This is a genomic window from Parasaccharibacter sp. TMW2.1882 (assembly GCF_023337635.1).
Lineage (GTDB): Bacteria > Pseudomonadota > Alphaproteobacteria > Acetobacterales > Acetobacteraceae > Bombella > Bombella apis.
The window spans coordinates 78,884-104,257 of record NZ_NWUT01000002.1 but is presented as its reverse complement, the minus strand read 5'-3'; the positions used below and the strand labels follow the sequence as shown (position 1 = coordinate 104,257).

The following is a 25,374-nucleotide window of genomic DNA, read 5'->3' as shown; positions in this document are numbered from 1 at the left end:
GTACTCTGGGAACCGCCTGGGAGCCCGGCCTAGCCGAGGCGCTTCAGCTGGGCGGCAATGAGCTGCCGGGCATCCACACCCTGCGTCTGGGCGGCGAAGCTGATGCCCAGGCGGTGAGCCAGAACAGGCTCGGCCAGCACACGGACATCTTCCATCGAGGGGGAGAGACGGCCATGCAGCATGGCCCGTGCCCGGCTGGCAATCATCAGGGCCTGGGCAGCACGGGGGCCGGGGCCGTAATCCAGTGACTGACGGACCTCGGCACTGGCTGTTTCATCCTGTGGCCGCAGGCCCCGGACAATGGTCAGGATGGCTTCCACGACCGTTTCCCCGACCGGCAGCGTGCGGACGAGTTTCTGGGTGGCCAGAAGCTCTGCGGTGGAAAATATGCGTTCAGCCTTCCGTTTCGTGGCCCCTGTGGTCTGGAGCAGCATCCGGCGCTCGGCCTCCCGTGCCGGAAAATCCAGCGGAATACGCATCATGAAACGGTCAAGCTGGGCTTCTGGCAGGGGGTAGGTTCCTTCCTGCTCGATGGGGTTCTGGGTGGCCAGAACATGAAATGGCTTGGGCAGGGGCCATGTTTTGCCACCCTGCGTGACGTGCCCCTCCGCCATGGCCTGAAGCAGGGCGGACTGGGTGCGGGGGCTGGCGCGGTTGATCTCGTCCGCCAGCACCAGCTGCCCGAAGAGGGGGCCGGGCAGGAAGCGGAAATGGCGCCTGCCCTGTTCATCCTGCTCCAGGATTTCTGCCCCGGTGATGTCGGAGGGCATGAGGTCTGGCGTGAACTGGATGCGGCTGTCTTCCAACCCCAGAACATGGGCGCAGGTATTGACCAGCAGCGTCTTCCCCAGCCCCGGCGCCCCGAGCAGCAGCGCATGGCCCCCCCCCAGCAGGGTTGTGAGGACATGCTCGATGACCGTTTCCTGCCCGAGGACGATTCGGCCAATTTCCTGTACGAGCGTTTTCAGCCTGGGGGCCAGCCCATCAAAGGCACGGACCGTGTCATCATGGTGGAACGCCCTGTCCTGGGGGGAGGATGTCGGGCCGGAGGCAGAAGGATGCTGGGTCATTACAGATTCGGAAACAGAGGGTAGGGGGGTTTTAACAGGCCGGGATCATTCCCAACTCTGGGGCAGGCGGTAAGCTACCATGTAAGAGGCCCTTTTAAAAAGAGAGGGTCGCAGGAAAGTGGCACACCATCATGCAGGTCCATCGTGATGGAAGGACGGAAAGGGAGGAGATCATGAGCATCAAGCCTTATGAGAGACCGGTGCCCCCGCTGGAGGGGCCGGATGAGGCCGTGATGTCCGAGGATGAGATGGTCCTGCACCTGCCTTTCCATATCCGGCGGGACGGGACATGGCTGTACCGGGGGACGCCCATCCGGCGCAAGGCCATGCTCTGCCTGTTCGCCTCCTGCCTCGACCGGGACCGCCAGGGACGTTACTGGCTGCGGACGCCGACCGAGGCTGGCGTCATACAGGTGGATGACGTTCCCTTTCTGGCGGTGGAGCTGGATTTCAGGGGCTGTTCGGAAAAGACGCAGACACTGTGCCTGCGGACCAATCTGGATGAGGTTTTCTGTGTGGATGCGGAGCATCCCCTTCTGTGTGACTGGGACCGCCCGGCTGATGGAGCGACCGTGCCCTACATCCACATGAGGACCGGAGCAGGCGGGCAGCCCATTCTGGCCCGCATCAGCCGGGCGGTCCTTTTCGAGCTGGCGGCTCTGGCCGTTCCGGGCTGCGTGGGGGGTGAACCCTGCATGGGAGTCTGGAGCCACGGGATGTTCTTCCCGCTTTCCCGCCTGCCGGATGAGACCGTGGACGACCTTGAGGAGCTGTGCGTGTGACCATCAGGACACCATCTCCGGCCGCCCTTCTGGCAGCCCTGTCCGATGTGTCCGGTCACGCCGGGCTGGCCCGTATCTGGCAGGCCCTGCCGGAGGCCCGGCTGGTGGGAGGCTGTGTGCGGGACCTGCTCTGTGGTCGCGACGTGCATGATCTTGACCTGGCCAGCCCGGTTCCACCGGGAGAAGCCCAGCGGCGGCTGGAAGAGGTCGGTGCCAAGGTGATACCGACCGGCCTTGAGCATGGAACCATCACGGCGGTGATTGACCATCACCCTTATGAAATCACCACCCTGCGGCGTGATGTCAGTACCGATGGCCGCCATGCTGTCGTCGCCTGGACGGATGACTGGGAGGAAGATGCGCAGCGGCGGGACTTCACGATCAACGCCATGTCGCTGGATCAGGATGGGCAGCTGCATGATTATTTCGGCGGACTGGATGATCTCCGGGCCGGGAAGGTACGGTTTGTCGGGCAGGCGGCACGGCGCATCGAGGAGGATGCCCTGCGGTGCCTGCGGTTTTTCCGCTTTTTTGCCCGTTATGGCCGTGGCGAACCGGATGGCGAGGCCTGTCAGGCCATCATCCGCCTGCGGGAGACGATGACCCGTCTTTCAGTCGAGCGTGTGGCGATGGAGCTGCTGAAAATCCTGTCAGGCCCGCAGCTTCTGCGAACGCTGGAACTGATGGAGGAAACGGGCACCCTTGCCGTGCTGCTGCCGCATCATGCGCCCCTGTCTGGTCTGGAGCGTCTTCTGGCCTGTGGTGATCCTGCCGAGCCGCTGCATCGTCTTGCCGTCCTGTATCCACCCGGCGGAGGGGACGGGCAGGGCATGGCGGATGTCGGTGCCCATCTGAAACTCTCCAATGAGAGCCGGGACATGCTGGCCGCTTTTGCCAGATACGGGCCGGAACTGGCGGTCACGCTGGATGATGACGGTATCCGGCGGGTTCTTTTCCAGCAGGACAGGTCCATCCTGCTGCTGCGAAGCTGGCTGGTGCAGGCGCAGGAGCTGGGACGGCCTGATGGGAGCTGGAATGAGTTGCGGCACCGGCTGGAAACCGTGGAGCAGCCCGTTTTCCCTCTGGCGGGGCGGGACCTGATTGCTCTGGGTGTGAAACCGGGGCCGGAAATGGGGCGGTGGCTGAAACAGACGCAGCACTGGTGGCTCACACAGGGTTGCCGTCCCGATGCCGGGGCATGTCGGGACTGGGTGAGCCACCAGCTTTCCCCTTCCTGAGGGGGCTGCTAGAAGGTCTGCATGACACAGCAGACAGGCAGGCACCCTGCGGACAGGGCAGCGTATGAGGCAACCTTCCCCCTGATGCGGAGGCTCTGGCGGGAGGACATTGCCCGGCACCGGCTCATGCTGCTGGCCGTGTTCGTGCTGACGGTCGTCATGGCCCTGCTGACGGCGGCCTATCCGCTTGTCATCAAGCGGGCGATCGACATGTTCACGGCACATGATCCCCGCATCCTGTATCAGATTCCCCTGCTGGTTGTGGTCGTGACGGGGGCCAAGGCTCTGGCCCAGTATGGGCAGAATGTCTGCGTGCAGGCACTGGTCCTTCAGGTCGTGCGGCGTCTTCAGGAACGCATGTTCATCCATGCCCTGAAGGCGGATGTGGCCCGGATTGAAAGAGAGGCTCCCGCCCGCTGGGCGGCACGCTTCACCACGGATGCCCTCGCCATGAGGGAAGCCCTGACACGTTCGGTCAATGCGCTGGGGGACGTCATCACCATCATCGGGCTTGTCGCCTCCATGATCTGGACGGACTGGGAACTGAGCCTGATTGCGGTCGTGCTGTATCCCCTAGCCATCATTCCCGTGCAGAAGCTCGGGCGGCGGGTGCGCCGGGCCTCCGGCGGGATGCAGGAGCAGGTCGGGGAAGCCTCGGCCCTGCTGACGGAAAGCTTCTCCCTGTCCCGGCAGATACGCATCTACCGGATGGAGGAGCATGAGCATCACCGCATCGGTTCGGCTCTCGACAGGCTGCATGACATGTTTTTCCGTATTGCCAGCAACCGTGCCCGTCTGGACCCGATGCTGGAGGTCATCGGTGGTGTGGCGATCGCTTTCGTGCTGGGGTTTGCGGGCTGGCGTGCCGCCACGGGCGGGGCCACGCTGGGGGACTTCACGGCCTTCATTGCCGCCCTGTTTGCGGCCTCACGTCCTCTGCGTGCCCTGGGGTCGCTCAACACCTCCATGCAGGAAGGACTGGCCGGGCTTGGACGCATCTTTGCCGTGATTGATGAACCGGCCAGCGTGCAGGAACAGCCGGAGGCCCGGCCCCTGCCGGAAGGGCCGGGGCACCTTGTGTTCAGGGATGTATCCTATCGTTTTCAGGATGGGCATCATGCCCTGAAAAATATATCTCTGGATGTGAGGCCGGGGCAGAGCGTGGCTCTGGTCGGGCCGAGCGGGGCGGGGAAATCTACCATGCTGGCCCTGATCCCCCGTCTTTTTGACGTGACGGAAGGGACGATCACACTGGAGGGGGTGGACATACGGTCCCTCACGCTGGCCAGCCTGCGGGATCATCTGGCCTATGTCAGTCAGGAAACGGCCCTGTTCGACATGAGCGTGCGGGAGAACATCCATCTTGGCCGCCCCTCTGCGACACGGGAGGAGGTGGAGGCACTCTGCCGGATGGCGGCACTGGATTTCGTGCATGATCTGCCGGAAGGGCTGGAAACCATCATCGGTCCCGGTGGGCAGAGGCTCTCGGGTGGACAGAGGCAGCGCATCATGCTGGCCCGTGCCCTGCTGCGTAACCCCCGCCTGCTGCTGCTGGATGAGGCCACGAGTGCGCTGGATTCAGAGAATGAAGCCCGTGTGCAGGAGGCTCTGGCCCAGCTTCGGCAGGGGCGGACGACGCTCATCGTGGCGCATCGGCTTTCCACCGTGCAGAGTGCCGATCACATCGTGGTGCTGGATCAGGGCCAGATTGTCGAGACGGGCACCCATGCCCAGCTCATGGCCAGGGCCGGACTTTACGCCCGGCTGGTGAAGGCTCAGGCTCTGGACGCCGCCCGGTAGATGGCAAGAATGTCGGGCAGGAGCCGTTCGTAGACGTCCTTCTTGAAGCCCAGATTGTACCTGCCGCTCAGGACATCCTCCGGCGGCACCCAGCGCCATGTGGTGAACTCGATTTCCTCAAACGTGTCCAACCTGATGTCGCTGTCCTGGCCGGTGAAGCGGAAGAGGAACCACTGCTGTTTCTGCCCCCGATACTTCCCGTGCAGGGCCTTGCCGATAAGGTGGTCCGGCAGGTCGTAGAGAAACCAGCCATCCCGCTTACCGATCATGGTGGCGTTGTTTGTGCCAATCTCTTCTTTCATTTCCCGCCAGACGGCCTGTTCCGGCTCTTCGCCCTCATCAATGCCGCCCTGCGGAAACTGCCAGATGTCCCCCGGCAGGTCCGCACGGCGGGCCATGAAGATTTCGCCTTTCCCATTGAAGAGGACGATGCCGACATTGGGGCGGTAGGCCAGTGTTTCACGCAGGGACATGGGCTTATTTCTTCGTCTTTGCTGCACTGTCGTCCTTGGCCTCATCAGGGGCCGTGTCGTGGGACTGTGGCGGCAGTTGTGGATGGGCGAGCAGGGCGGCCTCATGGGCTGCATCAGCCCCGCCAGTCTGGGCATTGATGAAATGCAGGGCCTGCTGGAGCTGGAAGTCCGTTTCCGGCTTCGTGGGGTCGAAGGCAGGCCATTTGGCAGGGGGCAGACGTTCCACGGTCTTGGCGAAAGCGGGCAGGTCCGTCCGTGGGGCCTCCTTGGGCAGTTTGCCATCCGTGTTGGTAATGGTGTGGGCGAGGTCGGCCTCATGGTATGTAAAGAGGCTGTCATCATCCCGGCTGGCCAGAACGGGCACGTCCGGCGTGATGCCCAGCCCCTGGATGGACCGGCCCGACGGTGTGTAATAACGGGCGGTTGTCAGCCGGATGGCCCCCTGGTCGGCAATGGGAATGATCGTCTGGACGGACCCCTTGCCGAAGGTCCGGTCTCCCATGATGATGGCCCGGCGATGGTCCTTCAGCGCACCGGCCACGATCTCGCTGGCAGAGGCTGAGCCGGCGTTGGTCAGGACAATGATGGGCAGGCCGTGGGTGATGTCCTTGCCGACACCATCCCAATGCTGGTTGCCCTCGGGGTGGCGGCCACGGATGGAGACGATCTCTCCATCCTTGATGAAGTCACGGGCCACGGCGATGGCCTGGTCCAGCTTCCCGCCGGGGTCGGAGCGGAGGTCCAGCACGAGGCCGTTCAGTGTCTTGCCGGGCGTCTTGGCGACGGACTGGACCAGCTTGCCGTAAGCCTTGCGCATCTCCTTTTCCAGCGAATCATCAAATTCACTCAGGCGGATATAGCCCGTCTGCCCATAGAGGGCGGAACGGACGATCTGCACATGGATGATCTCCCGTGTCAGGGTCAGGTTCTGCTGCTTGCCAGTTTTGGGGCGCAGGATGGTCAGGGTGATCTGCGTTCCCGGCTTGCCCCGCATCTTGCGGACGGCCTGATCCAGCGTGAGGTTGGCGATGCTCTTGTTGTCCACCATGGTGATGACATCGCCGGACTGGATGCCCGCTTTGGCGGCCGGTGTGCCATCAATGGGGGAGACGACCCGTACATGCCCGGCATCGCCCTGCACCTGTAGCCCAAGCCCACCAAACTGGCCGGACATCTCATCCTGCATGTCCTTGAGCTGCTGGGCATCCATGAAGGAGGAGTGAGGGTCCAGATTGCTGATCATTCCGTCAATGGCATTGCGGATGAGCTTCTTGTTGGGAAGGGGAGAGACATATTCCGAATGGGCAATGTCCATCACCGTGCCCAGCAGTGTCAGCATACGGACGGTTTCAGCATTGTTGCTGTCGCTGCTGTTGGCCGGCGTGTTGCTGTCCTTGTGTGTGATCTCCTGCGCCCAGGCGGGGGGGACGAGTGACGGGCGACTGGCAAAAAAGGCACCAGAGGCAACACCCATGGCTGAACAGGCAAGACCCAGCATAAGGCCAGTGCGGAAGTTCATGGTCGGTCTATTCCTTAACATTTAGAAGACAGGCGGTTCGCTGCGATCAATATGAGAGGGCCCTGGCCCGGAGACATGATGGAGGCAGCTTACAGTGTTTTCGGCACGGGTGAAACTCCCGGCAGGACTCAGCATGGCCTCAGAAGAAATGGGCCGGATCCATGAGCTTTGTTCCCTGCCGCAGCTGTACGAAGAGGAGAGGGTCCCGGGTGGGCATCTGGCCGATCACGCCCCCCTGCTGGACGGACTGGCCGCTCTGTAGCTGGAGCGTGCCAAGACCGGCCAGAACAAGTCGCTGTTTCTGCCCGCAGTCCAGAATCACCATGGGGCCGAAGGAGCGGAAGGCCCCGCTGAAGAGCAGGCGGCCCGTGCAGGGGGCGGTCACAGGGGCGGAAGGAGCCGTCTGGTAGGTCAGCCCCGTGGCGGGGCCAGCCTCGGTAGGCTGTGCCCAGCGTGTGACGATGCGCCCCTGCACAGGGGCCCGTGCAGAGCCCCGCATCAGCCCTTTGCCGGGGTTGAAGCTGCGGTCCTGCTGCTCCACTTCCTGTTCCTTGTGGCGCTGGTGCAGCTTGTGGAACCGGGCCTTCTGGGCCCGCAGGCGGCGGCGTGTTTCAGCTTCCTGCCGGGCCAGGACGGTGATGATGGCTGTCAGGGCCTCCGTGCTCTGGCGGGCCTGTGTCAGTAGAGCCTGCTGCTTCAGCAGGGCCTGCTGGGCCTGTTCCGATTTTATGGCCGCCTGCTCGGCCCGGCTTTCTGCCTCGTTCTGGCTGGTCTGGAGGCGGGTTTCCTGTGCTGTGATGGTACGGCTCTGGTCTGTCAGCCGCATCTGCTCTCTCTGGAGATGGGTCTGCCGCTGGATGTTGTCTGCCATGGCGTCCCGGTTCTGCTGGTGGCGCAGGGCGAGAAGGGCAAAAGGAACTGCAGGGCTGATGGTTGGATTGTCTGGTGGCATAAGAAGGGCGAGTTCTGGCGTGGTGTTCATCTGCTGGAGGGCAGGAAGACGTGTGGCTTCATCCAGAAGAATGGTGTTTTCTTCGGCTTTCAGCTGGTCATTGCCCGTACTGAGCTGGTCCAGCTGAGCTGAAACCTTTGTGAGGTGACGTTCCACGAGCATGTGCTGCCGGGCCAGTCTGGCCTGCTTCTGGCGCAGGCGGGCCAGCTGACGGGCACTGAGATGCGCCTGGGCTTCAGCCTTGCGGGTTTCTTCTTCCTTCTGCTGGAGCAGCTGGGCTTTCTGGGCCAGAAGCTGCTGAAGATTCCGCCGTGCAGCCCGTGCCTTGCGGATGCCAGCCTCCGTGGTGGGAATGGGCGTGTTTGATCCCCACAGAGTACCGGCCTGGTCTGGGGCGGCATGGGCCTGATGCTGGTCGGCAAGGCAGGTCAGCATCAGGCAAGGCAGCAGCCAGCAGAGGGCGAGGGATGTGCTGGTGCGTTTCGGGAGCATGAGCCTGCCTGGGAATCCCTTTCCGGGTGGGATGGTATGGGGCTTGAAAAACACATCTGACAGCATGAGATCAGTCAGGCAGGAATGAGTGACAGGGACATGCGGGACAGATGCGATGATCGGTTTTCGTATGTCTTTTGTGGCGGAGAATGGGCTGTCTGTCCAGCCGGAGGGGCGGGATGGTGCCCCGGAGAGGAGTGGAGATGAAAGACCAGACATCTGAAAAAGCAGCCGTCTGTGGCTGTGGGCCGCTCAGTGAAGCGCAGAAGCATGTCCTGCATGGTCATGGAACCGAGCCGCCGGGTTCCAGCCCGCTGAATGGTGAGAAACGGCCCGGTCATTACGACTGTGCCGCCTGCGGGAAGAGGCTGTTCAGCTCGACGGCGAAATATGAGAGCGGATCAGGCTGGCCGTCTTTCTTCCGGGCCGTGCCCGGGGCGGTGGGCGAGCGTGAGGACCGCAGTCTCGGCATGGTGCGGGTGGAGATACATTGCGCAGGCTGTCACGGTCATCTGGGGCATGTCTTCCCTGATGGCCCCCCGCCCACGGGGCTGCGTTACTGCACCAATGGTCTGGCCCTTCATTTCGTCCCGGACGAAGAGGGAGCCTGAACGCAAAAAAGGGAGTGGCCCCGTCTCACACGGGCGGGACCACTCCCTTCTGCTTCAGAGGACGTTCCGGGGGTCAGTCCCGTTCGACGTGGTAATGGCGGGAGAGTTCCCGCTCGATTTCCAGGGCATGTTCCGTGTCACGGGCTTCGATCATCACCACCAGCTCTGCCGTCTGCACGGAAGGAGCGGCGAAGAGGCGGTGATGGGAGACCTCGATGATGTTGCCACCATAGCTGCCAATCTTCTCGGAGATGGCGGCCAGCAGGCCGGGGCGGTCGGGAATCTGGAAGATCAGCCGCAGGATGCGTCCTTCCCGCAGCAGGGAGCGGAGGATGACATGGGCAAGGATGCGGGCATTGATGTTGCCGCCGGAGATGGGAAAGCCCACCTTCTTGCCTCTGAAGAGGTCATGATTGGCCAGAATGGCGGCCAGTGGTGTGGCTCCGGCCCCTTCGCCCACCTGACGGGCCTTTTCGGCCAGCGTCGTGATGGCACTTTCGACCTGGAGTTCGTTGACGACGAACACGCCATCAAGGTTCCTGCCGATGACATCCAGGCAGTGATGGCCCGGCTGGACGACGGCGATGCCCTCGGCAATGGTTGACCCGCCGGGAACGGAACGGAGCGGTTCAGGATAGGCTCCCAGTGGGGAATAGCCTTCCACCTGCACGCCATAGAGCTTCGTCTTCGGGCTGAGTTCTTTCAGTACCGTGACGAAACCGGCCATGAGGCCACCTCCACCGATCGGCACCACGATGGCGTCCAGATCGGGCGCATCCTCAATCATTTCCAGAGCGCAGGTGCCCTGTCCGGCGATGACGGCAGGATCATTGAAGGGGTGGATGAGGGTCTGGCCTTCTTCCTGACGGATTTTTTCGGCCGTTTTCACGGCCTCGTCGAAATTCTCGCCCGCCAGAACGACTCTGGCTCCCCAGCTCTGGGTGGCGGCCACCTTGGTGGCGGGGGTGAAACGGGGCATGACGATGGTGGCTTCCACGCCCAGCAGGCTGGCCTGCCGCCCTACGCCCTGGGCATGGTTGCCTGCCGAGACGGTGATGACACCCCGTTTGCGTTCCTCGGGCGTGAGCAGGGCCATGCGGTTGGCCGCTCCACGCTCCTTGAAGGAGCCAATGGCCTGAAGATTTTCCAGCTTGATGATAATCTCTGCTTCCGTCAGCCGGGAAAGGGCCACATTGCTGATCGTGGGCGTACGGGCAATGGTGGCGGCAATGCGCTTCTGGGCGTCTTTGACGTCGTTGAAGGTCAGGCTGGTCTTGGAAGCAGAGTCCGGCATTATTTGTAGATCACTTTCAGAACTTCATAGGTACGGTCCCCGCCCGGTGCCGGGACGGAAACGCTGTCCCCAGCTTCCTTCCCGATGAGGGCTTTGGCAAGGGGGGAGGAGATGGAAATGCGGTGCTGCTTGATGTCAGCTTCGTGAGCGCCGACGATCTGGTAGGTGCTTTCCTTGTCGGTTTCCTCATCCACCAGCTCGACCGTGGCACCGAACTGGATGCGGCTGCCGGAGAGGGTCGTGGGGTCAATCACCTCGGCCGTGGAGATCAGGCTCTCCAGCTCCAGCACCCGCCCCTCGATGAAGGACTGACGCTCCCGGGCGGCGTGGTATTCCGCATTCTCGGAGAGGTCCCCGTGGGAGCGGGCTTCTGCAATGGCCCGGATGACGGCGGGGCGTTCCTCTGATTTGAGCTGGCGCAGCTCATCCTCAAGGCGTTTCAGTCCTTGGGCGGTCATGGGGCTTTTCTGCATGGAGGGAATCCTCGCACTGGTACAAAGAGATGAATGGCACACCGCCCCGCCCCCTTCCACATGGAGCGGAAAAGGGCGGGGCGGCATACGCTGTGGCGGACAGGATAACCAGCACGCCATGCGTGCTGCAAGCCTTCTCTTAGAAGGCGCCGTGGAAATAGGATTGCAGCGGCGCCACATCCGGCTCCTTCTGCTTCAGGACAGAGATGGCATAGGTTGCTGCCCGGGCACCGGCGATGGTCGTGTAATGGGGCACGTTCATCGTCAGGGCGGAGCGGCGGATGTCAAAGCTGTCCCGGGCGGACTGGCCACCCTGGGCGGTGTTGATGACCATTTGCACCTCGTTGGAGTGGATGGCATCCACACAGTGTGGGCGACCTTCCAGCACCTTGTTGACACGGGTGACCGGAATACCGGCTTCCTTGAGCCGGTCCGCCGTGCCACGGGTGGCAAGAATGGTGAAGCCCATCTCCACCAGCTTGCGGGCCAGTGGCTGCACATGGGCCTTGTCGCTCTCCCGGACGGAGAGGAAGACGGTGCCTGTCCGGGGGAGTTTTACGCCTGCGGCCAGCTGGGATTTGGCAAAGGCCATCTCGAAGTTGGCATCCAGCCCCATCACCTCACCAGTGGAGCGCATTTCCGGCCCGAGGATCGTATCAACGCCGGAGAAGCGGTTGAAGGGGAAGACCGCTTCCTTGACGGCCACATGTGGGGCGACGGACCGGCCTTCCAGCGGGAACTCGGACAGTCTGGCTCCGGCCATGATCCGGGCCCCGATCTTGGCGACCGGCACACCCGTGGCCTTGGCCACGAAAGGCACCGTGCGGGAGGCACGGGGATTGACCTCCAGAACGAACACCTCGTCATCCTTGATGGCGAACTGCACGTTCATCAGTCCACGGATGCCCAGCTCACGGGCCATGGCTTCGGTCTGGGCCTTCAGCTCCGTCACCAGAGCCGGGGAGAGCGTGTAGGGCGGCAGGGAGCAGGCAGAGTCGCCAGAGTGGATTCCGGCTTCCTCGATATGCTCCATCACCCCGGCGACATAGACATCATGACCATCGGCAATGCAGTCCACGTCGGCCTCGATGGCCTCATTCAGGTAGTGATCCAGCAGGACCGGCCCGGTGGAGACATCCTCACCGGCGGCACGCAGGACGGTGTTGAGGTAATGGGAAAGACCGGCCCTGTCATAGACGATCTCCATTGCACGGCCACCCAGCACGTAGGAGGGACGGGCCACGACCGGATAGCCGACTTCCTCGGCGATCTTCAGGGCCTCGTCGGGGGTGCGGGCGATGCCGTTGCGGGGCTGGCGCAGGCCCAGCTTGCGCAGCATGGCCTGGAAGCGTTCCCGGTCCTCGGCACGGTCGATGGCATCGGCCGGGGTGCCCAGCAGGGTGATGCCCGCTTCCTCCAGCGCACGGGAGAGCTTCAGCGGGGTCTGCCCACCATACTGCACGATGCAGCCCAGAACGGTGCCGTTCGTCATCTCCTTCTTCACGAGGCTGATGACGTCCTCGGCCGTCAGCGGCTCGAAATAGAGGCGGTCGGACGTGTCATAGTCCGTGGAGACGGTTTCCGGGTTGCAGTTGACCATGATCGTCTCGAAACCGGCCTCACGCAGGGCGTAGGCGGCATGGACGCAGCAGTAGTCGAACTCGATGCCCTGACCGATCCGGTTGGGGCCACCGCCGAGGATGACGATTTTCTGTTTGTCCGTCGGGCGGCTCTCACAGTCCGGGATGCCGAAGCCCCCTTCATAGGTGGAATACAGATACGGCGTGTCAGAAGAGAACTCGGCTGCACAGGTGTCGATCCGGCGATAGACGGGCAGCACGTCCAGCTTCGTGCGCAGGGCGACGACGTCCTTCACGCTTTTGCCGCTCAGGCGGGCAAGCTGCTGGTCGGAGAAGCCCTGGGCCTTGATCTGGCGCAGGCTGATGGCGTCATCCGGCAGGCCGTTCGCTTCGATCTCACGTTCCGTCGCAATGATGCCTTCCAGCTGGCGGAGGAACCACGGCTCGAAATGGCAGGCTTCCTGAATGTCCTCCAGTGAGAGACCGGCCCGGAAGGCCTGGGCGGCCATGAGGATGCGCTCCGGCCGTGGCTCGGAGAGGGCGGCACGGTAGGCATCCGGGGAGCCATCGCCGGGGGCTTCCACAGGGTCCAGACCTGTCAGGCCCGTCTCCATGGAGCGCAGGCCCTTCTGGAGGGATTCGGCGAAGCTGCGGCCCACGGCCATCGCCTCACCGACGGACTTCATGGAGGTGGAGAGCAGGGCCGGCGTGCTGGGGAATTTCTCGAAGGTGAAGCGGGGAATTTTCGTGACGACATAGTCGATTGTCGGCTCGAAGCTGGCCGGAATGGTGCCGGTGATGTCGTTCGTCAGCTCATCCAGAGTGTAGCCCACGGCCAGCTTGGCGGCGATCTTGGCGATCGGGAAGCCGGTAGCCTTGGAGGCCAGGGCGGAGGAGCGGGACACGCGGGGGTTCATCTCGATGACGACCATGCGGCCATCCTTCGGATTCACGCCGAACTGCACGTTGGAACCACCCGTCTCCACGCCGATGGCCCGCAGGCAGGCGATGGAGACATCACGCATCCGCTGGTATTCCTTGTCCGTCAGCGTCATGGCCGGGGCCACGGTGATGGAATCCCCGGTATGGACGCCCATCGGGTCGATGTTCTCGATGGAGCAGACGATGATGCAGTTGTCCGCCACGTCACGGACCACTTCCATCTCGTACTCTTTCCAGCCGATGACGGATTCTTCGATCAGCACCTCGGTGGTGGGGGAGGCATCCAGCCCGCTGGCCACGATCTGGGAGAATTCCTCCCGGTTATAGGCGATACCACCGCCGGAGCCGCCCATGGTGAAGGACGGACGGATGATGGCAGGCAGGCCGATATGCTCCAGGGCCGTGCGGGCCTCGTCCAGCGTGTGGGCGATGGCACTGCGGGGGCTTTCCACGCCGATGGCATCCATGGCCTCACGGAACTTCAGGCGGTCCTCGGCACGGTCGATCACGTCAGCCCGTGCGCCGATCAGCTCCACGCCGTGCCTGGTGAGGAAGCCGGACTTGTCCAGTGCCATGGCGGCATTCAGGGCCGTCTGGCCACCCATGGTCGGCAGGACGGCGTCGGGCTTCTCCTTGAGGATGATGCGCTCGACAAATTCCGGCGTGATGGGCTCGATGTAGGTGGCATCAGCCAGACCGGGGTCGGTCATGATGGTGGCCGGGTTGGAGTTCAGGAGGATGACACGGTAGCCTTCCTCTTTCAGGGCCTTGCAGGCCTGTGCGCCGGAATAGTCGAACTCGCAGGCCTGCCCGATGACGATGGGGCCAGCACCGATGATGAGGATGGAGCGGATATCTGTGCGTTTGGGCATGGGTCAGGCTCCTGCCTTGCTGGTTGTGCGGGCTGCGGCGCGGCGGTCCATCACGGCGACAAACCGCTCGAAGAGGTAGAAACTGTCGGTCGGGCCGGGGCTGGCTTCCGGATGGTACTGGACGGAGAAGGCTTCCTTCACGGTGGAAGCCAGTCCTTCGTTCGAGCCGTCAAACAGGCTGACATGCGTCACCCTGACGGTATCGGGCAGGGACTTCTCATCCACGGCGAAGCCGTGATTCTGGCTGGTGATTTCCACCCGGCCCGTCGTGAGGTCCTTCACCGGCTGGTTGGCCCCACGGTGGCCACGGTCCAGCTTGTAGGTTGTGCCGCCCAGTGCCCGGGCCAGAAGCTGGTGGCCGAGGCAGATGCCGAAGACCGGAATGTCCGCCTCCATGACGGCCTGGATGGCCGGGACAGCATAGACGGCCGTGGCGGCGGGGTCGGCCGGACCGTTGGAGAGGAAGACGCCTTCCGGCTTCAGGGCGAGGATCTCCTCACCCGTGGCGGTGCCGGGGAGGACATGCACCTCACAGCCAGCGGCAACGAGGCTGCGGAGGATGTTGTCTTTTGCTCCGTAATCCAGAGCCACGACACGGCGTTTTACGGCCCGCTCGGGGCGGGTGTTGTGCCATGTGGTTTTCGTCCAGCTGCGGGCGGGCTGGGCAACCTCCTTCACGAGGTCCATCCCTTCCAGACCGGGCCATTCTGCAGCCTTCTGGCGCAGGGCGGCGAGGTCGAAGCGGCCATCTTTCGGGTAGAAAAGCAGGGCGTTCTGCGGCCCTTTGTCCCGCAGCAGGCGGGTGATGCCCCGTGTGTCCACACCGCTGATGCCGGCCCGCCCGTGGGCTTTCAGCCAGTCCTGCAGTGGCTGGATGGACCGCCAGCTGGCCGGGGCGGTGACATCTTCTTTCACCACGAGGCCGAGGGCCGCCATGGTGGGGGCCTCGTCATCATCCCCGTTGGTGCCGACATTGCCGATATGGGGGAAGGTGAAGGTGATGATCTGTCCGGCGAAGGAAGGGTCTGTCAGTGTTTCCTGATAGCCCGTCATGCCGGTGGAGAAGCAGAGCTCGCCTGCGGCACCGTCATTGAAAGCCCCGAAACCACGGCCCCAGAAATGGGAGCCATCCGCCAGCACGAGGACGGCCGTTGCGCCTTTGGGGGGCATGTCATCGGTAGGGTGGGTCATGGCGGATGTCTCCTCTGACGTCTCGTTCAGGTCGGCCAGGGTGATCCCCGGCACATGAAGCAGGGCAGGCCAGTGTTTTGTGGGTATCATACCAGCCTGCCGCCACTTGCGCACGGCCTCGGTGCTGACACCGGTAAGCTGGGCGATTTCAGCCGCACCGCCTGCTTTCTTGATGAGTGAATCGACGTTCATCTGTCTGCTGCTCTGCCTCGTGCCCTGTCTGTTCTGAACCCGGATGGGCCTGTCCCTTCATAGGGCAGCCAGAGCGTGATGGGAAGTTTTTTCCCATATGGAGGGAGGGTGCCGGAATACAAGCGATGGTGGGAAGTTTTTTCCCGCATCTGTGACTGCTCCCTGTGGACTCCTGCAATATCGACAGGATAGTGCAGGGCTGGTACCTCTTACGCTCCTTTATGGAACTTATAAACTCATCATTAAGAGAGAGAACCATCATGTCACTCCGTACCCGTATCATGGATGATCTCAAGGCAGCCATGAAGGCCGGTCAGTCTGACCGTGTGGCGCAGATCCGTGCCATTTCCGCAAAGATCAAGGACCTTGATGTCGCTGCCCGGGCCAAGAGTGGGGAGGTGAGTGAGGATGATATCCTTCTGGCCCTGCGTTCCATGATCAAGACACGCACGGAGTCTGCGGCCATGTACCATCAGGGCAACCGGCCCGAACTGGCCGCCAAGGAAGAGGCGGAAATCGAGACCATCCGCAACTATCTCCCGGCGGAACTGTCCGAAGATGCCCTGAAAGAAGCCATTGCCGAGGCCGTGAAGGAAACAGGTGCCGAGGGCATGAAGGACATGGGCAAGGTGATGGGTGTGCTGAAAGGTCGCTTCGGTGCGGCACTGGATGCCGGACGGGCCAGCGGTCTCGTCAAGGCCCATCTCGGCTGACGGTTTTTCCGCTTTGCGGACCGGAGTGTGAAAACCCCGCCTGATGAAACAGGCGGGGTTTTTCGTGTCAGTGGTAGGAGTGGGAGGCTTCGTTGTTCTTGTGGGCCCGGACACAGGCCAGAACGCCGCTGACGGAGAGCAGGAAGGCAGCAGCTTCCCATATGGTGGGCAGGCGCTGCTCCCAGAGGAAGCCGTAGATCAGCGAGAAGAGCGTTTCGAACAGGATCATCTGCCCGACCATCGTCAGGGGCAGAAGATGGGTCATGCGGTTCCAGAACGCATTGGCGATGGTGGAGGAGAACAGCCCCACACCGCAGGAAATGAGGATGAAGCGTGTCCAGCCGGTCGTGGGCAGGTGCGCCGGCCAGAAGAAGGCGGCTGGCAGAAGAATGACCAGCGACAGGATACCGGCCATGACGCCCGTCAGCAGGTTCCATTCATCGCTCGTGATGTGATCCAGCTTTTTCAGCCAGTCAGAGTTGATGACATTGAACAGTGTCCAGCCCAGCAGGGACCCGATGGCCATCAGCAGGCCGACGGCCTGTAGCAGCGGGCCGGTATGATGCAGGGCGGAGCCGACAAAGAAATTCTGCCAGGAGATGCAGAGGATGCCCGCCGTGCTGAGCAGGATGGATGGGATGAGCTGGCGGAATGTGACAACGGCATTATGGCGACAGATGCCAGCCAGTGTCACCGTGACGGGGATGAAGCCGATGATGAGGGATGGCATGGCTACGCCGCTCAGCTGGATGGCCACGCCCATCATGCTGTAATAGCCCACGCTGCCCAGTATGGCGAGAAGTACGAGCGCCCGGAATGCCTTGAAGGTAAGGTGTGGCAGCAGCGTTTTCAGGCGTGGGAGAAGGATGAGAAGGGAGACAATCCCGAAGGTCAGATAGCGCAGCGTTGCCAGCTGAAAAGGCGTGAACGGGGCGACAAGCTCCGGGGCGAGAAATGTTATCCCCCAGAATGCTCCCGCCATGGCACCATAAGCGGTGCCCATGAGGATGGAACGTGTCATGCAGGCTCATTCTTGAATTGTTAATTATGCGATATGGGCCTGTGTTGTAGGTAATGGTGCCTGCGTCAAGAGGGAAGAGTGTTCAGCCGTGCTTCGCCGGACCGTGGGCACGGACGCAGGAGATGACCCCACTGATGGCCAGAACGATGGCGCAGGCCTCCAGAGGCCGGGGAAAACGCTGCTCCCAGAGGAAGCCGTAGAACAGGGAGAAGAGCGTCTCGAACAGGATCATCTGCCCGACCATCGTCAGGGGCAGCAGGCGTGTCATGCTGTTCCAGAACGCATTGGCCACGACCGAGGCCAGCAGGCCCATCCCGCAGGCAACCATGAGGAAATGCGCCCAGCCCGTGGCGGGCAGATGCTGCGGCAGCAGGAAGGCCAGAGGCAGCATGAGCAGGGCGAGAGCCCCGGTGACGAGACCCGTCAGCAGGTTCCAGTCATTGTGGGTGATGTGGTCAAGCCGCCGCAGCCAGTTGGCGTTCTTGACGACAAAGCCTGTCCAGCTGAGCAGGGCACAGGCCGCCATGAGCAGCCCGGCCAGCTGGACCCAGAGGCCGCCCTGATGCTGGGGAGAGGCATTGTGAAAATTCTGCCAGGCGATGCAGACAATGCCGCCTGCACTGAGCAGCATGGAAGGGACAAGCTGGCGGACATGCAGGGTGGAATCATGCCGCAGTGCTCCCACGAGGGTCACCGTGACAGGGATGAAACCGACGATCAGCGAGGGCATGGCTACGCCACAGAGCTGCACGGCCGTGCTGAGCAGGCTGTAATAGATGATGTTGCCCATCAGGCTGAGCCCCAGCAGGCCCCACCATTCGGCAACACCCAGATGGGGAAGGAGTGTCTTCAGCTTCGGAGCGAGCAGCAGCAGGGCGATGACCCCATAGGTGACGAACCGGACAGACGCGAGCTGCAATGGTGCGAAGGGGCCGATCAGCTCCGGAGCGAGGAGGGACAGTCCCCACAATGCTCCTGCTGCGGCGCCGCAGGCAATGCCGGTGAAGGTGGAACGTGTCATGAAAAGAAAGGCCCGCTCTCTGCTCTGGAATGGAGGGTGTGACCTGTCGTGTGTTGAAGTTTGGGGTTCTTTCGTCAAGGGGGAATCGGGAGCATCTTCCTTTTTGGGGGGGAGAGTGTCACAGTGTGTGCATGGCCATAGACACTGCGTTTCTTGATGAACTGCGCCAGCGGACATCCCTTACATCCCTGTTCGGCCGGCGGAACAAGCTGGTCCGGTCCGGCCGGAACTGGAAAGTCTGCTGCCCCTTTCATGGGGAAAAGACGCCTTCGCTTTACATCTATGATGATCACTATCACTGCTTTGGCTGTGGCGCACATGGTGATGCGATCAGCTACATCATGCAGAGTGAGGGGGCCGGGTTCCGTGAGGCTGTCGAGCGGTTGGCGTCGGAAGCCGGGATGGAGGTTCCGGCTGATGACCCGCGGCAGGTCGAGAAGGCCCGTGTCCGGCAGACCCTGCATGATGTCATGGATGAGGTCCAGGCCATCTATCGCAGCAGGCTCTACCAGCCGGAAGGTCGTGCCGGGCTGGATTACCTGCAGAAGCGTGGCCTGAGTGAAGAGACGCTGGAGCGTTTCGGGCTCGGCTGGTCTGGTGACGGGCGCTCCCTGCTGAAGGCGCTGGAAGGGAAAAACATTACAGCGGCGACGCTGGTTCAGGTCGGGCTGATGCGGACCGATGAAAATGGGCACGCCAAGGGCGAGCTGTTCTTCAACCGGGTCATGTTTCCGATCCGGGACAGGAAGGGGCGGATCATCTCTTTCGGCGGGCGTGTTCTGGGGGATGGCCAGCCCAAATATCTGAATGGGCCAGAGACAGAAATCTTTTCCAAAAGACGGACACTCTTCAATATCGATCTGGCACGGCAGGCCATCCACAAGGGCGCAAAAGCCGTGGTGGTGGAAGGGTACATGGATGTCATTGCCATGGCTCAGGCAGGTTTTGCCGGGGCTGTGGCGCCATTGGGTACGGCTCTGGGCGATGAGCAGCTGGAGCTGCTCTGGCGGATGACGGACACGCCCATCATCTGTTTTGATGGTGATGGCGCCGGGCAGCGTGCGGCCCTGCGGTCCTGCGAGGTTGCCCTGCCATTGCTGAAGGTCGGGCGCAGCCTGCGGTTCTGTCGTCTGGATGGTGGAGATGACCCTGATTCCCTTCTCCGGCGGGAGGGCGTACAGGGCATGGAGCGCCGTCTTGCGGCTGCCCGCCCGATGGAAGAAGAGCTGTTCGGCCTGCTGACAGCGCAGGAGCGTGACCCGACGCCCGAGCGGCGGGCGGCCTTGCGGGAGAAACTCAATGCCCTGGCCCGGATGATTCCGGACAAGGTGCTGGCTGGTGAATATCGCAGCACGTTGAACGATATGTTCTTCGCCCGCTATCGCCGTCAGAAGCCGGGATGGGGGAGGCGTGGGCAGCAGGACAGCATGACCGCCTCTGTCATTCCGGTCTCAGCGGAGCGCACCGTAGAGGAGGGCAGTGGTGAACGGCTGAACATTCTCACGGCCATCCTGCTCCAGCATCCGGACATATTGCCGGGTATTGACCGGGAGTATAATGCGCTGGCCCTGTCGGGCTCTCTCGCCGACATCCGTACGGCCCTGTTGAGCTGGGCTGATGAATGTACCGGTGCCCTGACGGCGGAAAGCTGCCGGGAGTGGATGGCCGGGCAGGGGCTGGCAGATGCGGTGGCAGCACTGTGCAGCAGTTCCATGCCCCGGCAGGTGCGGGTGGAGGATGATGAGGACCGCATGCAGGCGGTCATGAAGCTCTGGTGGCATTTCTATGCGCTGGAAAATCTCAGGACACTTCAGGAAACAGTGGAAGAAGAGGTGCGCCGGACAGTGGAGCAGCTTCTGAATTCTTCATCCGAATCGGATGAGGCAACGAAGCGGACATTACTGGCGGCGATGCAGGCCAAGCAGAACGTGCTGTTTGCCCTCCGCCGGGGAGAAAGCCCGCAGCTGGAGCCGGAAGACGGCTGAAGTGGCGGATGGACGTTGAGCCCGATGCCCGGGATAAAGCACGCAATCGCAACTTTCTGGTGCCCCGGTCCTTGACTTGGAGGGCTGGATTAACCAATTCCAAGCTGCCCCATTACTGGCTTTCGAGTAAAGTTGACGGAGAGACGCATGGCCACAAAATCAGCCTCTGGATCAGACAGGAATGCACCAGAGCAGGACAGTTCTCCGCTTGATGTGCAGTCCTCGGCCGTCAAGAAGCTGATTGCCAAGGGGCGGTCTGCCGGTCACATCACGTTTGATGAACTGAATGCCATCCTCCCGCAGGACAAGATGTCTTCCGAGCAGATCGAGGATGTCATGGCTGCCCTCTCCGAAATGGGGATACAGGTGGTCGAAAGCGTGGACAAGGAGGAAGAAGAGGGCAGTAGCGAAGACCGTTCTGGCAATGACGACGCCTCGGATGACGAGGCGAATGGTGGTAATGTCGATGCTGTTGCGGCCAGCCGGACGGATGACCCTGTCCGCATGTATCTCCGTGAGATGGGAGCGGTGGAGCTCCTTTCCCGTGAGGGTGAGATTGCCATTGCCAAGCGTATTGAGGCCGGGCGTGGAGAGATGATCGGAGGGCTGTGCCGCAGCCCGCTGACCTTCCAGTCCATCCTGGGCTGGTATGAGCAGCTCAAGAACGAGACGCTGCTCCTGCGTGAGGTGATCGATCTTGAGGCCAGCCAGAGCGACCCTGAATCGCCAGAGGATATGGAAGACCTGACATCCGAGGAAGAGAACGAACCGGATGACGAGTCTGAGGACAGTGATGGAGATGGCAGTGGCAGCGAGGGGAGTGGCCTGTCACTCTCTGCGCTGGAGGAAAAACTCCGCCCGGACATCATGCTGCTGTTTGAAGCCTTCGAGCCACTTTATCAGAAGCTGATAAAGATGCAGAGCCAGCGTCTCAAGGTCCTGCTGGAAGGGCGGTCCCCGTCCGATACGGACGAGAAGAAATATAACAAGCTGCGGACGGAGCTTGTCGCTCTTGTGGAGCGGATGCGCCTGCACAACAATCGTATTGAGGAGCTGGTCCAATCCCTGAAGGCTCATGTGCAGAAGCTGAATGCCGTTGAGGGGCGGATGCTGCGTCTGGCAGAAACATGCAAGATTCCCCGTGAAGATTTCATGGACCGGTATCGTCATCAGGAGCTGGCGCCGGACTGGATCGAAGGCATCTGCCAGCTTCCCGGCAAAGGCTGGAAAACCCTGACAAGCAAGCACCTCCCCGCCCTTGAGAAAATGCGGGACGAAGTGGCTGCCCTGGCCAAGGAAACTGGCCTGCCGGTGGATGAGTTCCGTCTGGTCTATCAGACCATTTCCCGTGGGGAACGTGATTCCACCCGGGCAAAGAAGGAGATGATTGAGGCCAATCTGCGGCTGGTGATCTCCATTGCCAAGAAATACACCAATCGTGGCCTTCAGTTCCTTGACCTGATCCAGGAAGGGAACATCGGCCTGATGAAGGCGGTAGACAAGTTCGAATATCGCCGTGGCTACAAGTTCTCCACCTATGCGACATGGTGGATACGTCAGGCCATCACCCGCTCCATCGCCGATCAGGCCAAGACGATCCGTATCCCCGTGCATATGATCGAGACGATCAACAAGCTGGTGCGGACATCCCGGCAGATGCTGCATGAAATTGGCCGTGAGCCCGCCCCGGAAGAACTGGCCGAGAAGCTGGGTATGCCGCTGGAGAAAGTCCGCAAGGTCCTCAAGATCGCCAAGGAACCGATTTCCCTTGAGACACCGATCGGTGATGAGGAAGACAGCCACCTTGGTGACTTCATTGAGGACAAGACCGCCGTCATTCCGCTGGATGCCGCCATCCAGACGAACCTGCGTGAGGCAACGACCCGTGTTCTGGCCTCTCTGACGCCTCGTGAGGAGCGTGTGCTGCGTATGCGCTTTGGTATCGGCATGAACACCGATCACACGCTGGAGGAAGTGGGCCAGCAGTTCAATGTGACCCGTGAGCGTATCCGCCAGATTGAGGCCAAGGCGCTCCGCAAGCTCAAGCATCCGAGCCGCAGCCGCAAGCTGCGCTCCTTCCTTGATGATTGATCCGGTTTGCCGGTAAGGGCCTCGGGCCCTGCCGGTTTTCCTTGCCTTTGGGCCGTTTTTGTGCTTAAAGGCCGCTTTCCCTGCCGTGCGCTATGGCGGCGCAACGGCTATACCCGGCACTCCTTCATTGGGGGAGTGCGGTCAGGCCAGCACTGGGCTGGTCCGGGTTGACCTTATCCGAAGGGAGTTTTCATGCCACTTTATGAGACCGTGCTGATTGCACGTAACGATGTCTCTCAGGCTCAGGTTGAAACCCTGGTCGAGAACATCTCCGGTATTCTTGGCGAGCACGGCGGGACCATCCGCAAGCGTGAGTTCTGGGGGCTGCGTACCCTTGCTTACCGCATCAAGAAGAACCGCAAGGGCCATTATGTCCTGCTGGGGATTGAAGCCCCGGTCGAGGCCATGAACGAGATGAGCCGTCAGATGGGCCTGCATGACGATGTCCTGCGTCTGCTGACACTCCGTGTTGATGAGATCGATGAGACACCGTCCCCGATCCTGTCCCGCAAGGATGATCGTGGTGACCGTGGGTCCCGTGGTGGGGCTCGCAGCGGTGGGCGTTATGAGAGCGGTCGTGGCGGCCGTCGTCATAACGATTCCTCAGAGACGCGCGATCACAACGCGGCTGCAGCGGAGTAAGAAACCATGTCAGACACAAACACGACACCGGCAGTCAACCCTGCCTCCCGCCGTCTGGCTGTTGGGGCACGTCGTCCCTTCTACCGCCGTCGGAAATCCTGCCCGTTCTCCGGTGCGAACGCTCCGAAGATCGACTACAAGGACGTGCGTCTTCTGAGCCGTTTCCTGTCCGAGCGTGGCAAGATCGTTCCCAGCCGCATCACGGCAGTGTCGGCCAAAAAGCAGCGTGAACTGGCGCAGGCGATCAAGCGCGCCCGCTTCCTCGCCCTGCTCCCTTACGTTGTAAACTGAGGAGCACGACATGTCCCAGACATCACTGATTCTGCTTCAGCGTGTGGAAAATCTCGGCCAGATGGGCGACGTCGTCCGCGTGAAGCCGGGTTATGCCCGCAACTTCCTCCTGCCCAAGGGCAAGGCCCTGCGTGCCACGGCTGCAAACCGTGCCCGTTTTGATAACGAGCGCGCTCAGCTGGAAGCCCAGAACATCCGCAAGCGTGAAGAGGCTGAGCGTCTTTCCGAGCGTATGCATGGCCTGAGCGTGACGCTGATCCGTCAGGCTGGTGACAGCGGCAGCCTCTATGGCTCCGTGACACCGCGTGACATCGCTGCCGCTGCTACGGCTGCTGGCCTGACAGTGGCCCGCCAGCAGGTTGTGCTGGATGAGCCGATCAAGGTTCTTGGCCTTGTGGAAGCCCGCATCATCCTGCACCCGGAAGTTTCCATCCAGATCACGGTCAATGTGGCCCGTTCTGAGGAAGAGGCCGAGCGTCAGGCCCGTGGTGAGGCCGTCGGTCATGAAGAGGAAGAGGACAACATCCTCGGTGAGCTTCATGCCGAGCAGGCTGCTGAAGAGGCTGCGGCTGAGTCCGCTGCTCTGGCAGCTGAAGGCGAAGTTGCTGAAGGCGCTGGTCACGAGGGCTGATCTTCGATCATTCCTTTCGGACATCGTCCAGAAGAACCCGGCAGGCAAGGCGTCTGCCGGGTTTTTTCTTTTTGGGGGCGGGAAGAAAGTGACGCCTTTCAGCTGATGACGTTTTTCCAGTATGCTGGGGGGGCTTGCCATATTGCTGGACTATGCCAAAGTCTGAAAAAGCAGTTGAAGCAGGGGGTTGGTAGCAACAGACCTGTTTCGTTCCGAATCAGGATGGAATAACGCATGAAATCGGTTCTTGATGCTCTGCTGAAGCGCTTCATTTATTTTGGTAGCCTGTCCGTGACCTATAGCGACGGCACGGTGCGACAGTATCAGGGAGAAAGGCCGGGGCGCAGGGCTGCTGTCCGGATCCTTACAGCCGCAGCGGAGAGGGCACTGGCTCTCAAACCGGCGCTTGCCTTCGGTGAAGAATATATGAACGGCACGGTCGTGCCTGATGGCTGTTCGCTGGAGGACGTCCTGTGGGTCATCATACCCAATGTGGAGCGTGGAGGGCTGTTGAGTGAGGATATCAGCGGCAGGCTGCGTTATGTCAGCCGTGTGCTGCGCCCTCTGAACTCGCTCAAGCGTTCCCGCAGCAATGTCGCTCATCATTATGACCTCAATGGCAGCCTGTATGAGCTGTTTCTCGATAAGGACAGACAGTATTCCTGCGCCTATTTCGAGCATGATGGCATGTCGCTTGATGATGCTCAGCGTGCCAAGAAGCGGCACATTGCTGCCAAGCTGAACCTGAATCAGCCGGGGCTGGAGGTTCTGGATATTGGCTGTGGCTGGGGTGGCATGGCCCTGACGCTTGCCCGGGATTACGGTGCAAAGGTGACGGGTATTACCCTGTCCGTTGAACAGCTTCAGGTGGCCCGTAAGAGGGCACAGGATGAGAAGCTGGATCATCTTGTGTCATTTGAGCTGCTGGATTACCGGACGCTGAAAAAGCAGTTCGACCGTATCGTGTCTGTCGGCATGTTCGAGCATGTCGGGGTGCGGCAGTATGAGACCTTCTTCAACCACATCAAGCGGCTTCTGAAACCGGATGGCGTGGCGGTCATTCATTCCATCGGGCGGATGGATGGGCCGGGCATGACCAATCCGTGGATTTCGAAATATATTTTCCCCGGCGGTTATTCTCCGGCCCTGAGCGAGACACTGGCTGCACTGGAGCAGACAGGTCTGTGGTTGACGGATTGCGAGGTCTGGCGCCTGCATTACGCCAAGACACTGGCACACTGGCGGAAGCGTTTTGATGGGAACAGGGAAAAGATACGGGCCCTGTATGATGACCGTTTCGTGCGGATGTTCGAGCTTTATCTGCTGGCCAGTGAGCTGGCCTTCCGTATTCAGGGGCATATGAACTTCCAGCTTCAGATTACCCGGGGCATTGAAGCGGTACCGCTGACTCGTGATTACATGTTTGAGGCTGAAAATGCCCAGCGGGAAAAAGACAGAGCGAAGACGGGAGGTTGAGCCTGTCGATAGGTCCGTGAAG

At 61.6% G+C, this 25,374-nt stretch carries 21 protein-coding genes; 11 read left to right on the top strand and 10 right to left on the bottom strand.

What is annotated here, in order from left to right:
- Nucleotides 1-29: 29 nt before the first annotated feature.
- Nucleotides 30-1,070: a MoxR family ATPase gene (locus tag CO583_RS06095; RefSeq protein WP_052348866.1), complete on the bottom strand. Its 1,041-nt coding sequence runs from the start codon at nt 1,068-1,070 to the stop codon at nt 30-32.
- Between the two features lie 233 nt (nt 1,071-1,303).
- Here CO583_RS06095 and CO583_RS06090 point away from each other — a divergent pair, with 233 nt between their 5' ends.
- From CO583_RS06090 to CO583_RS06080, 3 genes are read left to right on the top strand one after another with little or no spacing between them, the layout of a single operon-like run.
- Complete coding sequence (locus tag CO583_RS06090) at nt 1,304-1,852, top strand: DUF1285 domain-containing protein (RefSeq protein ID WP_086442113.1); 549 nt, start codon at nt 1,304-1,306, stop codon at nt 1,850-1,852.
- Nucleotides 1,849-3,090: a CCA tRNA nucleotidyltransferase gene (locus tag CO583_RS06085; protein WP_248630619.1), complete on the top strand. Its 1,242-nt coding sequence runs from the start codon at nt 1,849-1,851 to the stop codon at nt 3,088-3,090. Before CO583_RS06090 ends, CO583_RS06085 begins: the two co-directional genes overlap by 4 nt.
- Before the next feature lie 21 nt (nt 3,091-3,111).
- Nucleotides 3,112-4,890 (top strand): ABC transporter ATP-binding protein, encoded by a 1,779-nt coding sequence (locus CO583_RS06080; protein WP_248630618.1) that lies wholly within the window; start codon nt 3,112-3,114, stop codon nt 4,888-4,890.
- On the opposite strand, the gene CO583_RS06075 is transcribed toward CO583_RS06080, so the two are convergent.
- The 3 genes from CO583_RS06075 to CO583_RS06065 all read right to left on the bottom strand — a co-directional run bounded on the left by CO583_RS06075 (nt 4,866) and on the right by CO583_RS06065 (nt 8,326).
- Nucleotides 4,866-5,363 carry an RNA pyrophosphohydrolase gene (locus CO583_RS06075; protein ID WP_043557878.1) on the bottom strand — a complete coding sequence of 166 codons (498 nt, stop codon included), beginning with the start codon at nt 5,361-5,363 and terminating at the stop codon, nt 4,866-4,868. The genes CO583_RS06080 and CO583_RS06075 overlap by 25 nt on opposite strands.
- 4 nt (nt 5,364-5,367) lie before the next feature.
- Nucleotides 5,368-6,882, bottom strand: coding sequence for a S41 family peptidase (locus CO583_RS06070; RefSeq protein ID WP_081562867.1), 1,515 nt, complete (start codon nt 6,880-6,882; stop codon nt 5,368-5,370).
- 139 nt (nt 6,883-7,021) lie between these two features.
- Nucleotides 7,022-8,326 (bottom strand): murein hydrolase activator EnvC, encoded by a 1,305-nt coding sequence (locus tag CO583_RS06065; protein WP_248630617.1) that lies wholly within the window; start codon nt 8,324-8,326, stop codon nt 7,022-7,024.
- A gap of 203 nt (nt 8,327-8,529) precedes the next feature.
- Here CO583_RS06065 and msrB point away from each other — a divergent pair, with 203 nt between their 5' ends.
- The gene (msrB, locus tag CO583_RS06060) at nt 8,530-8,937 is read left to right on the top strand and encodes a peptide-methionine (R)-S-oxide reductase MsrB (protein ID WP_043557880.1); all 408 of its coding nucleotides are present in this window, start codon (nt 8,530-8,532) and stop codon (nt 8,935-8,937) included.
- Between the two features lie 73 nt (nt 8,938-9,010).
- Here msrB and CO583_RS06055 read toward each other — a convergent pair whose 3' ends face one another.
- From CO583_RS06055 to carA, 4 genes are all read right to left on the bottom strand, one after another.
- A complete protein-coding gene (locus tag CO583_RS06055; protein WP_043557881.1) occupies nt 9,011-10,231 on the bottom strand; it encodes a threonine ammonia-lyase in 1,221 nt (406 codons plus the stop codon).
- Nucleotides 10,231-10,704: a transcription elongation factor GreA gene (gene greA, locus CO583_RS06050; RefSeq protein WP_043557883.1), complete on the bottom strand. Its 474-nt coding sequence runs from the start codon at nt 10,702-10,704 to the stop codon at nt 10,231-10,233. Before greA ends, CO583_RS06055 begins: the two co-directional genes overlap by 1 nt.
- A gap of 139 nt (nt 10,705-10,843) precedes the next feature.
- Nucleotides 10,844-14,098: a carbamoyl-phosphate synthase large subunit gene (carB, locus tag CO583_RS06045; RefSeq protein WP_081562870.1), complete on the bottom strand. Its 3,255-nt coding sequence runs from the start codon at nt 14,096-14,098 to the stop codon at nt 10,844-10,846.
- A gap of 3 nt (nt 14,099-14,101) precedes the next feature.
- On the bottom strand, nt 14,102-15,481 hold the full coding sequence (gene carA, locus CO583_RS06040; protein ID WP_086431254.1) for a glutamine-hydrolyzing carbamoyl-phosphate synthase small subunit: 1,380 nt from the start codon (nt 15,479-15,481) through the stop codon (nt 14,102-14,104).
- Nucleotides 15,482-15,741: 260 nt separating this feature from the next.
- On the opposite strand from carA, the gene CO583_RS06035 reads away from it, so the two are divergent.
- On the top strand, nt 15,742-16,194 hold the full coding sequence (locus CO583_RS06035) for a GatB/YqeY domain-containing protein (RefSeq protein WP_043557888.1): 453 nt from the start codon (nt 15,742-15,744) through the stop codon (nt 16,192-16,194).
- 67 nt (nt 16,195-16,261) lie between these two features.
- Here CO583_RS06035 and CO583_RS06030 read toward each other — a convergent pair whose 3' ends face one another.
- Both CO583_RS06030 and CO583_RS06025 read right to left on the bottom strand, forming a co-directional pair.
- Nucleotides 16,262-17,215 carry a DMT family transporter gene (locus CO583_RS06030; RefSeq protein WP_081562871.1) on the bottom strand — a complete coding sequence of 318 codons (954 nt, stop codon included), beginning with the start codon at nt 17,213-17,215 and terminating at the stop codon, nt 16,262-16,264.
- Nucleotides 17,216-17,297: 82 nt separating this feature from the next.
- Complete coding sequence (locus tag CO583_RS06025; protein ID WP_248630616.1) at nt 17,298-18,236, bottom strand: DMT family transporter; 939 nt, start codon at nt 18,234-18,236, stop codon at nt 17,298-17,300.
- A 131-nt stretch (nt 18,237-18,367) separates the two neighbouring features.
- Here CO583_RS06025 and dnaG point away from each other — a divergent pair, with 131 nt between their 5' ends.
- The 6 genes from dnaG to CO583_RS05995 all read left to right on the top strand — a co-directional run bounded on the left by dnaG (nt 18,368) and on the right by CO583_RS05995 (nt 25,352).
- The gene (gene dnaG, locus CO583_RS06020) at nt 18,368-20,221 is read left to right on the top strand and encodes a DNA primase (protein ID WP_081562872.1); all 1,854 of its coding nucleotides are present in this window, start codon (nt 18,368-18,370) and stop codon (nt 20,219-20,221) included.
- Nucleotides 20,222-20,368: 147 nt separating this feature from the next.
- Entirely contained in the window at nt 20,369-22,312 is a 1,944-nt protein-coding gene (gene rpoD, locus CO583_RS06015) for an RNA polymerase sigma factor RpoD (RefSeq protein WP_043557893.1), read from the top strand.
- A 192-nt stretch (nt 22,313-22,504) separates the two neighbouring features.
- Nucleotides 22,505-22,954: a 30S ribosomal protein S6 gene (gene rpsF, locus CO583_RS06010; RefSeq protein WP_043557894.1), complete on the top strand. Its 450-nt coding sequence runs from the start codon at nt 22,505-22,507 to the stop codon at nt 22,952-22,954.
- 6 nt (nt 22,955-22,960) lie between these two features.
- Complete coding sequence (rpsR, locus tag CO583_RS06005) at nt 22,961-23,245, top strand: 30S ribosomal protein S18 (RefSeq protein WP_043557896.1); 285 nt, start codon at nt 22,961-22,963, stop codon at nt 23,243-23,245.
- A gap of 10 nt (nt 23,246-23,255) precedes the next feature.
- Complete coding sequence (gene rplI / locus CO583_RS06000; protein ID WP_043557897.1) at nt 23,256-23,876, top strand: 50S ribosomal protein L9; 621 nt, start codon at nt 23,256-23,258, stop codon at nt 23,874-23,876.
- Nucleotides 23,877-24,110: 234 nt separating this feature from the next.
- The gene (locus CO583_RS05995) at nt 24,111-25,352 is read left to right on the top strand and encodes a cyclopropane-fatty-acyl-phospholipid synthase family protein (RefSeq protein ID WP_043557898.1); all 1,242 of its coding nucleotides are present in this window, start codon (nt 24,111-24,113) and stop codon (nt 25,350-25,352) included.
- Nucleotides 25,353-25,374 lie beyond the last annotated feature (22 nt).

Bases quoted from the DNA above. Each gene is read 5' to 3' on its own strand.
- CO583_RS06030 (WP_081562871.1), bottom strand. From the start codon at position 17,215: ATGACACGTTCCATCCTCATGGGCACCGCTTATGGTGCCATGGCGGGA.
- CO583_RS06035 (WP_043557888.1), top strand. From the start codon at position 15,742: ATGTCACTCCGTACCCGTATCATGGATGATCTCAAGGCAGCCATGAAG.
- CO583_RS06090 (WP_086442113.1), top strand. From the start codon at position 1,304: ATGTCCGAGGATGAGATGGTCCTGCACCTGCCTTTCCATATCCGGCGG.
- greA (WP_043557883.1), bottom strand. From the start codon at position 10,704: ATGCAGAAAAGCCCCATGACCGCCCAAGGACTGAAACGCCTTGAGGAT.
- rpsF (WP_043557894.1), top strand. From the start codon at position 22,505: ATGCCACTTTATGAGACCGTGCTGATTGCACGTAACGATGTCTCTCAG.
- carB (WP_081562870.1), bottom strand. From the start codon at position 14,098: ATGCCCAAACGCACAGATATCCGCTCCATCCTCATCATCGGTGCTGGC.
- CO583_RS06095 (WP_052348866.1), bottom strand. From the start codon at position 1,070: ATGACCCAGCATCCTTCTGCCTCCGGCCCGACATCCTCCCCCCAGGAC.
- CO583_RS06080 (WP_248630618.1), top strand. From the start codon at position 3,112: ATGACACAGCAGACAGGCAGGCACCCTGCGGACAGGGCAGCGTATGAG.
- carA (WP_086431254.1), bottom strand. From the start codon at position 15,481: ATGAACGTCGATTCACTCATCAAGAAAGCAGGCGGTGCGGCTGAAATC.
- CO583_RS06065 (WP_248630617.1), bottom strand. From the start codon at position 8,326: ATGCTCCCGAAACGCACCAGCACATCCCTCGCCCTCTGCTGGCTGCTG.
- dnaG (WP_081562872.1), top strand. From the start codon at position 18,368: ATGGCCATAGACACTGCGTTTCTTGATGAACTGCGCCAGCGGACATCC.
- rpsR (WP_043557896.1), top strand. From the start codon at position 22,961: ATGTCAGACACAAACACGACACCGGCAGTCAACCCTGCCTCCCGCCGT.
- msrB (WP_043557880.1), top strand. From the start codon at position 8,530: ATGAAAGACCAGACATCTGAAAAAGCAGCCGTCTGTGGCTGTGGGCCG.
- rplI (WP_043557897.1), top strand. From the start codon at position 23,256: ATGTCCCAGACATCACTGATTCTGCTTCAGCGTGTGGAAAATCTCGGC.
- CO583_RS06070 (WP_081562867.1), bottom strand. From the start codon at position 6,882: ATGAACTTCCGCACTGGCCTTATGCTGGGTCTTGCCTGTTCAGCCATG.
- rpoD (WP_043557893.1), top strand. From the start codon at position 20,369: ATGGCCACAAAATCAGCCTCTGGATCAGACAGGAATGCACCAGAGCAG.
- CO583_RS06075 (WP_043557878.1), bottom strand. From the start codon at position 5,363: ATGTCCCTGCGTGAAACACTGGCCTACCGCCCCAATGTCGGCATCGTC.
- CO583_RS06025 (WP_248630616.1), bottom strand. From the start codon at position 18,236: ATGACACGTTCCACCTTCACCGGCATTGCCTGCGGCGCCGCAGCAGGA.
- CO583_RS05995 (WP_043557898.1), top strand. From the start codon at position 24,111: ATGAAATCGGTTCTTGATGCTCTGCTGAAGCGCTTCATTTATTTTGGT.
- CO583_RS06055 (WP_043557881.1), bottom strand. From the start codon at position 10,231: ATGCCGGACTCTGCTTCCAAGACCAGCCTGACCTTCAACGACGTCAAA.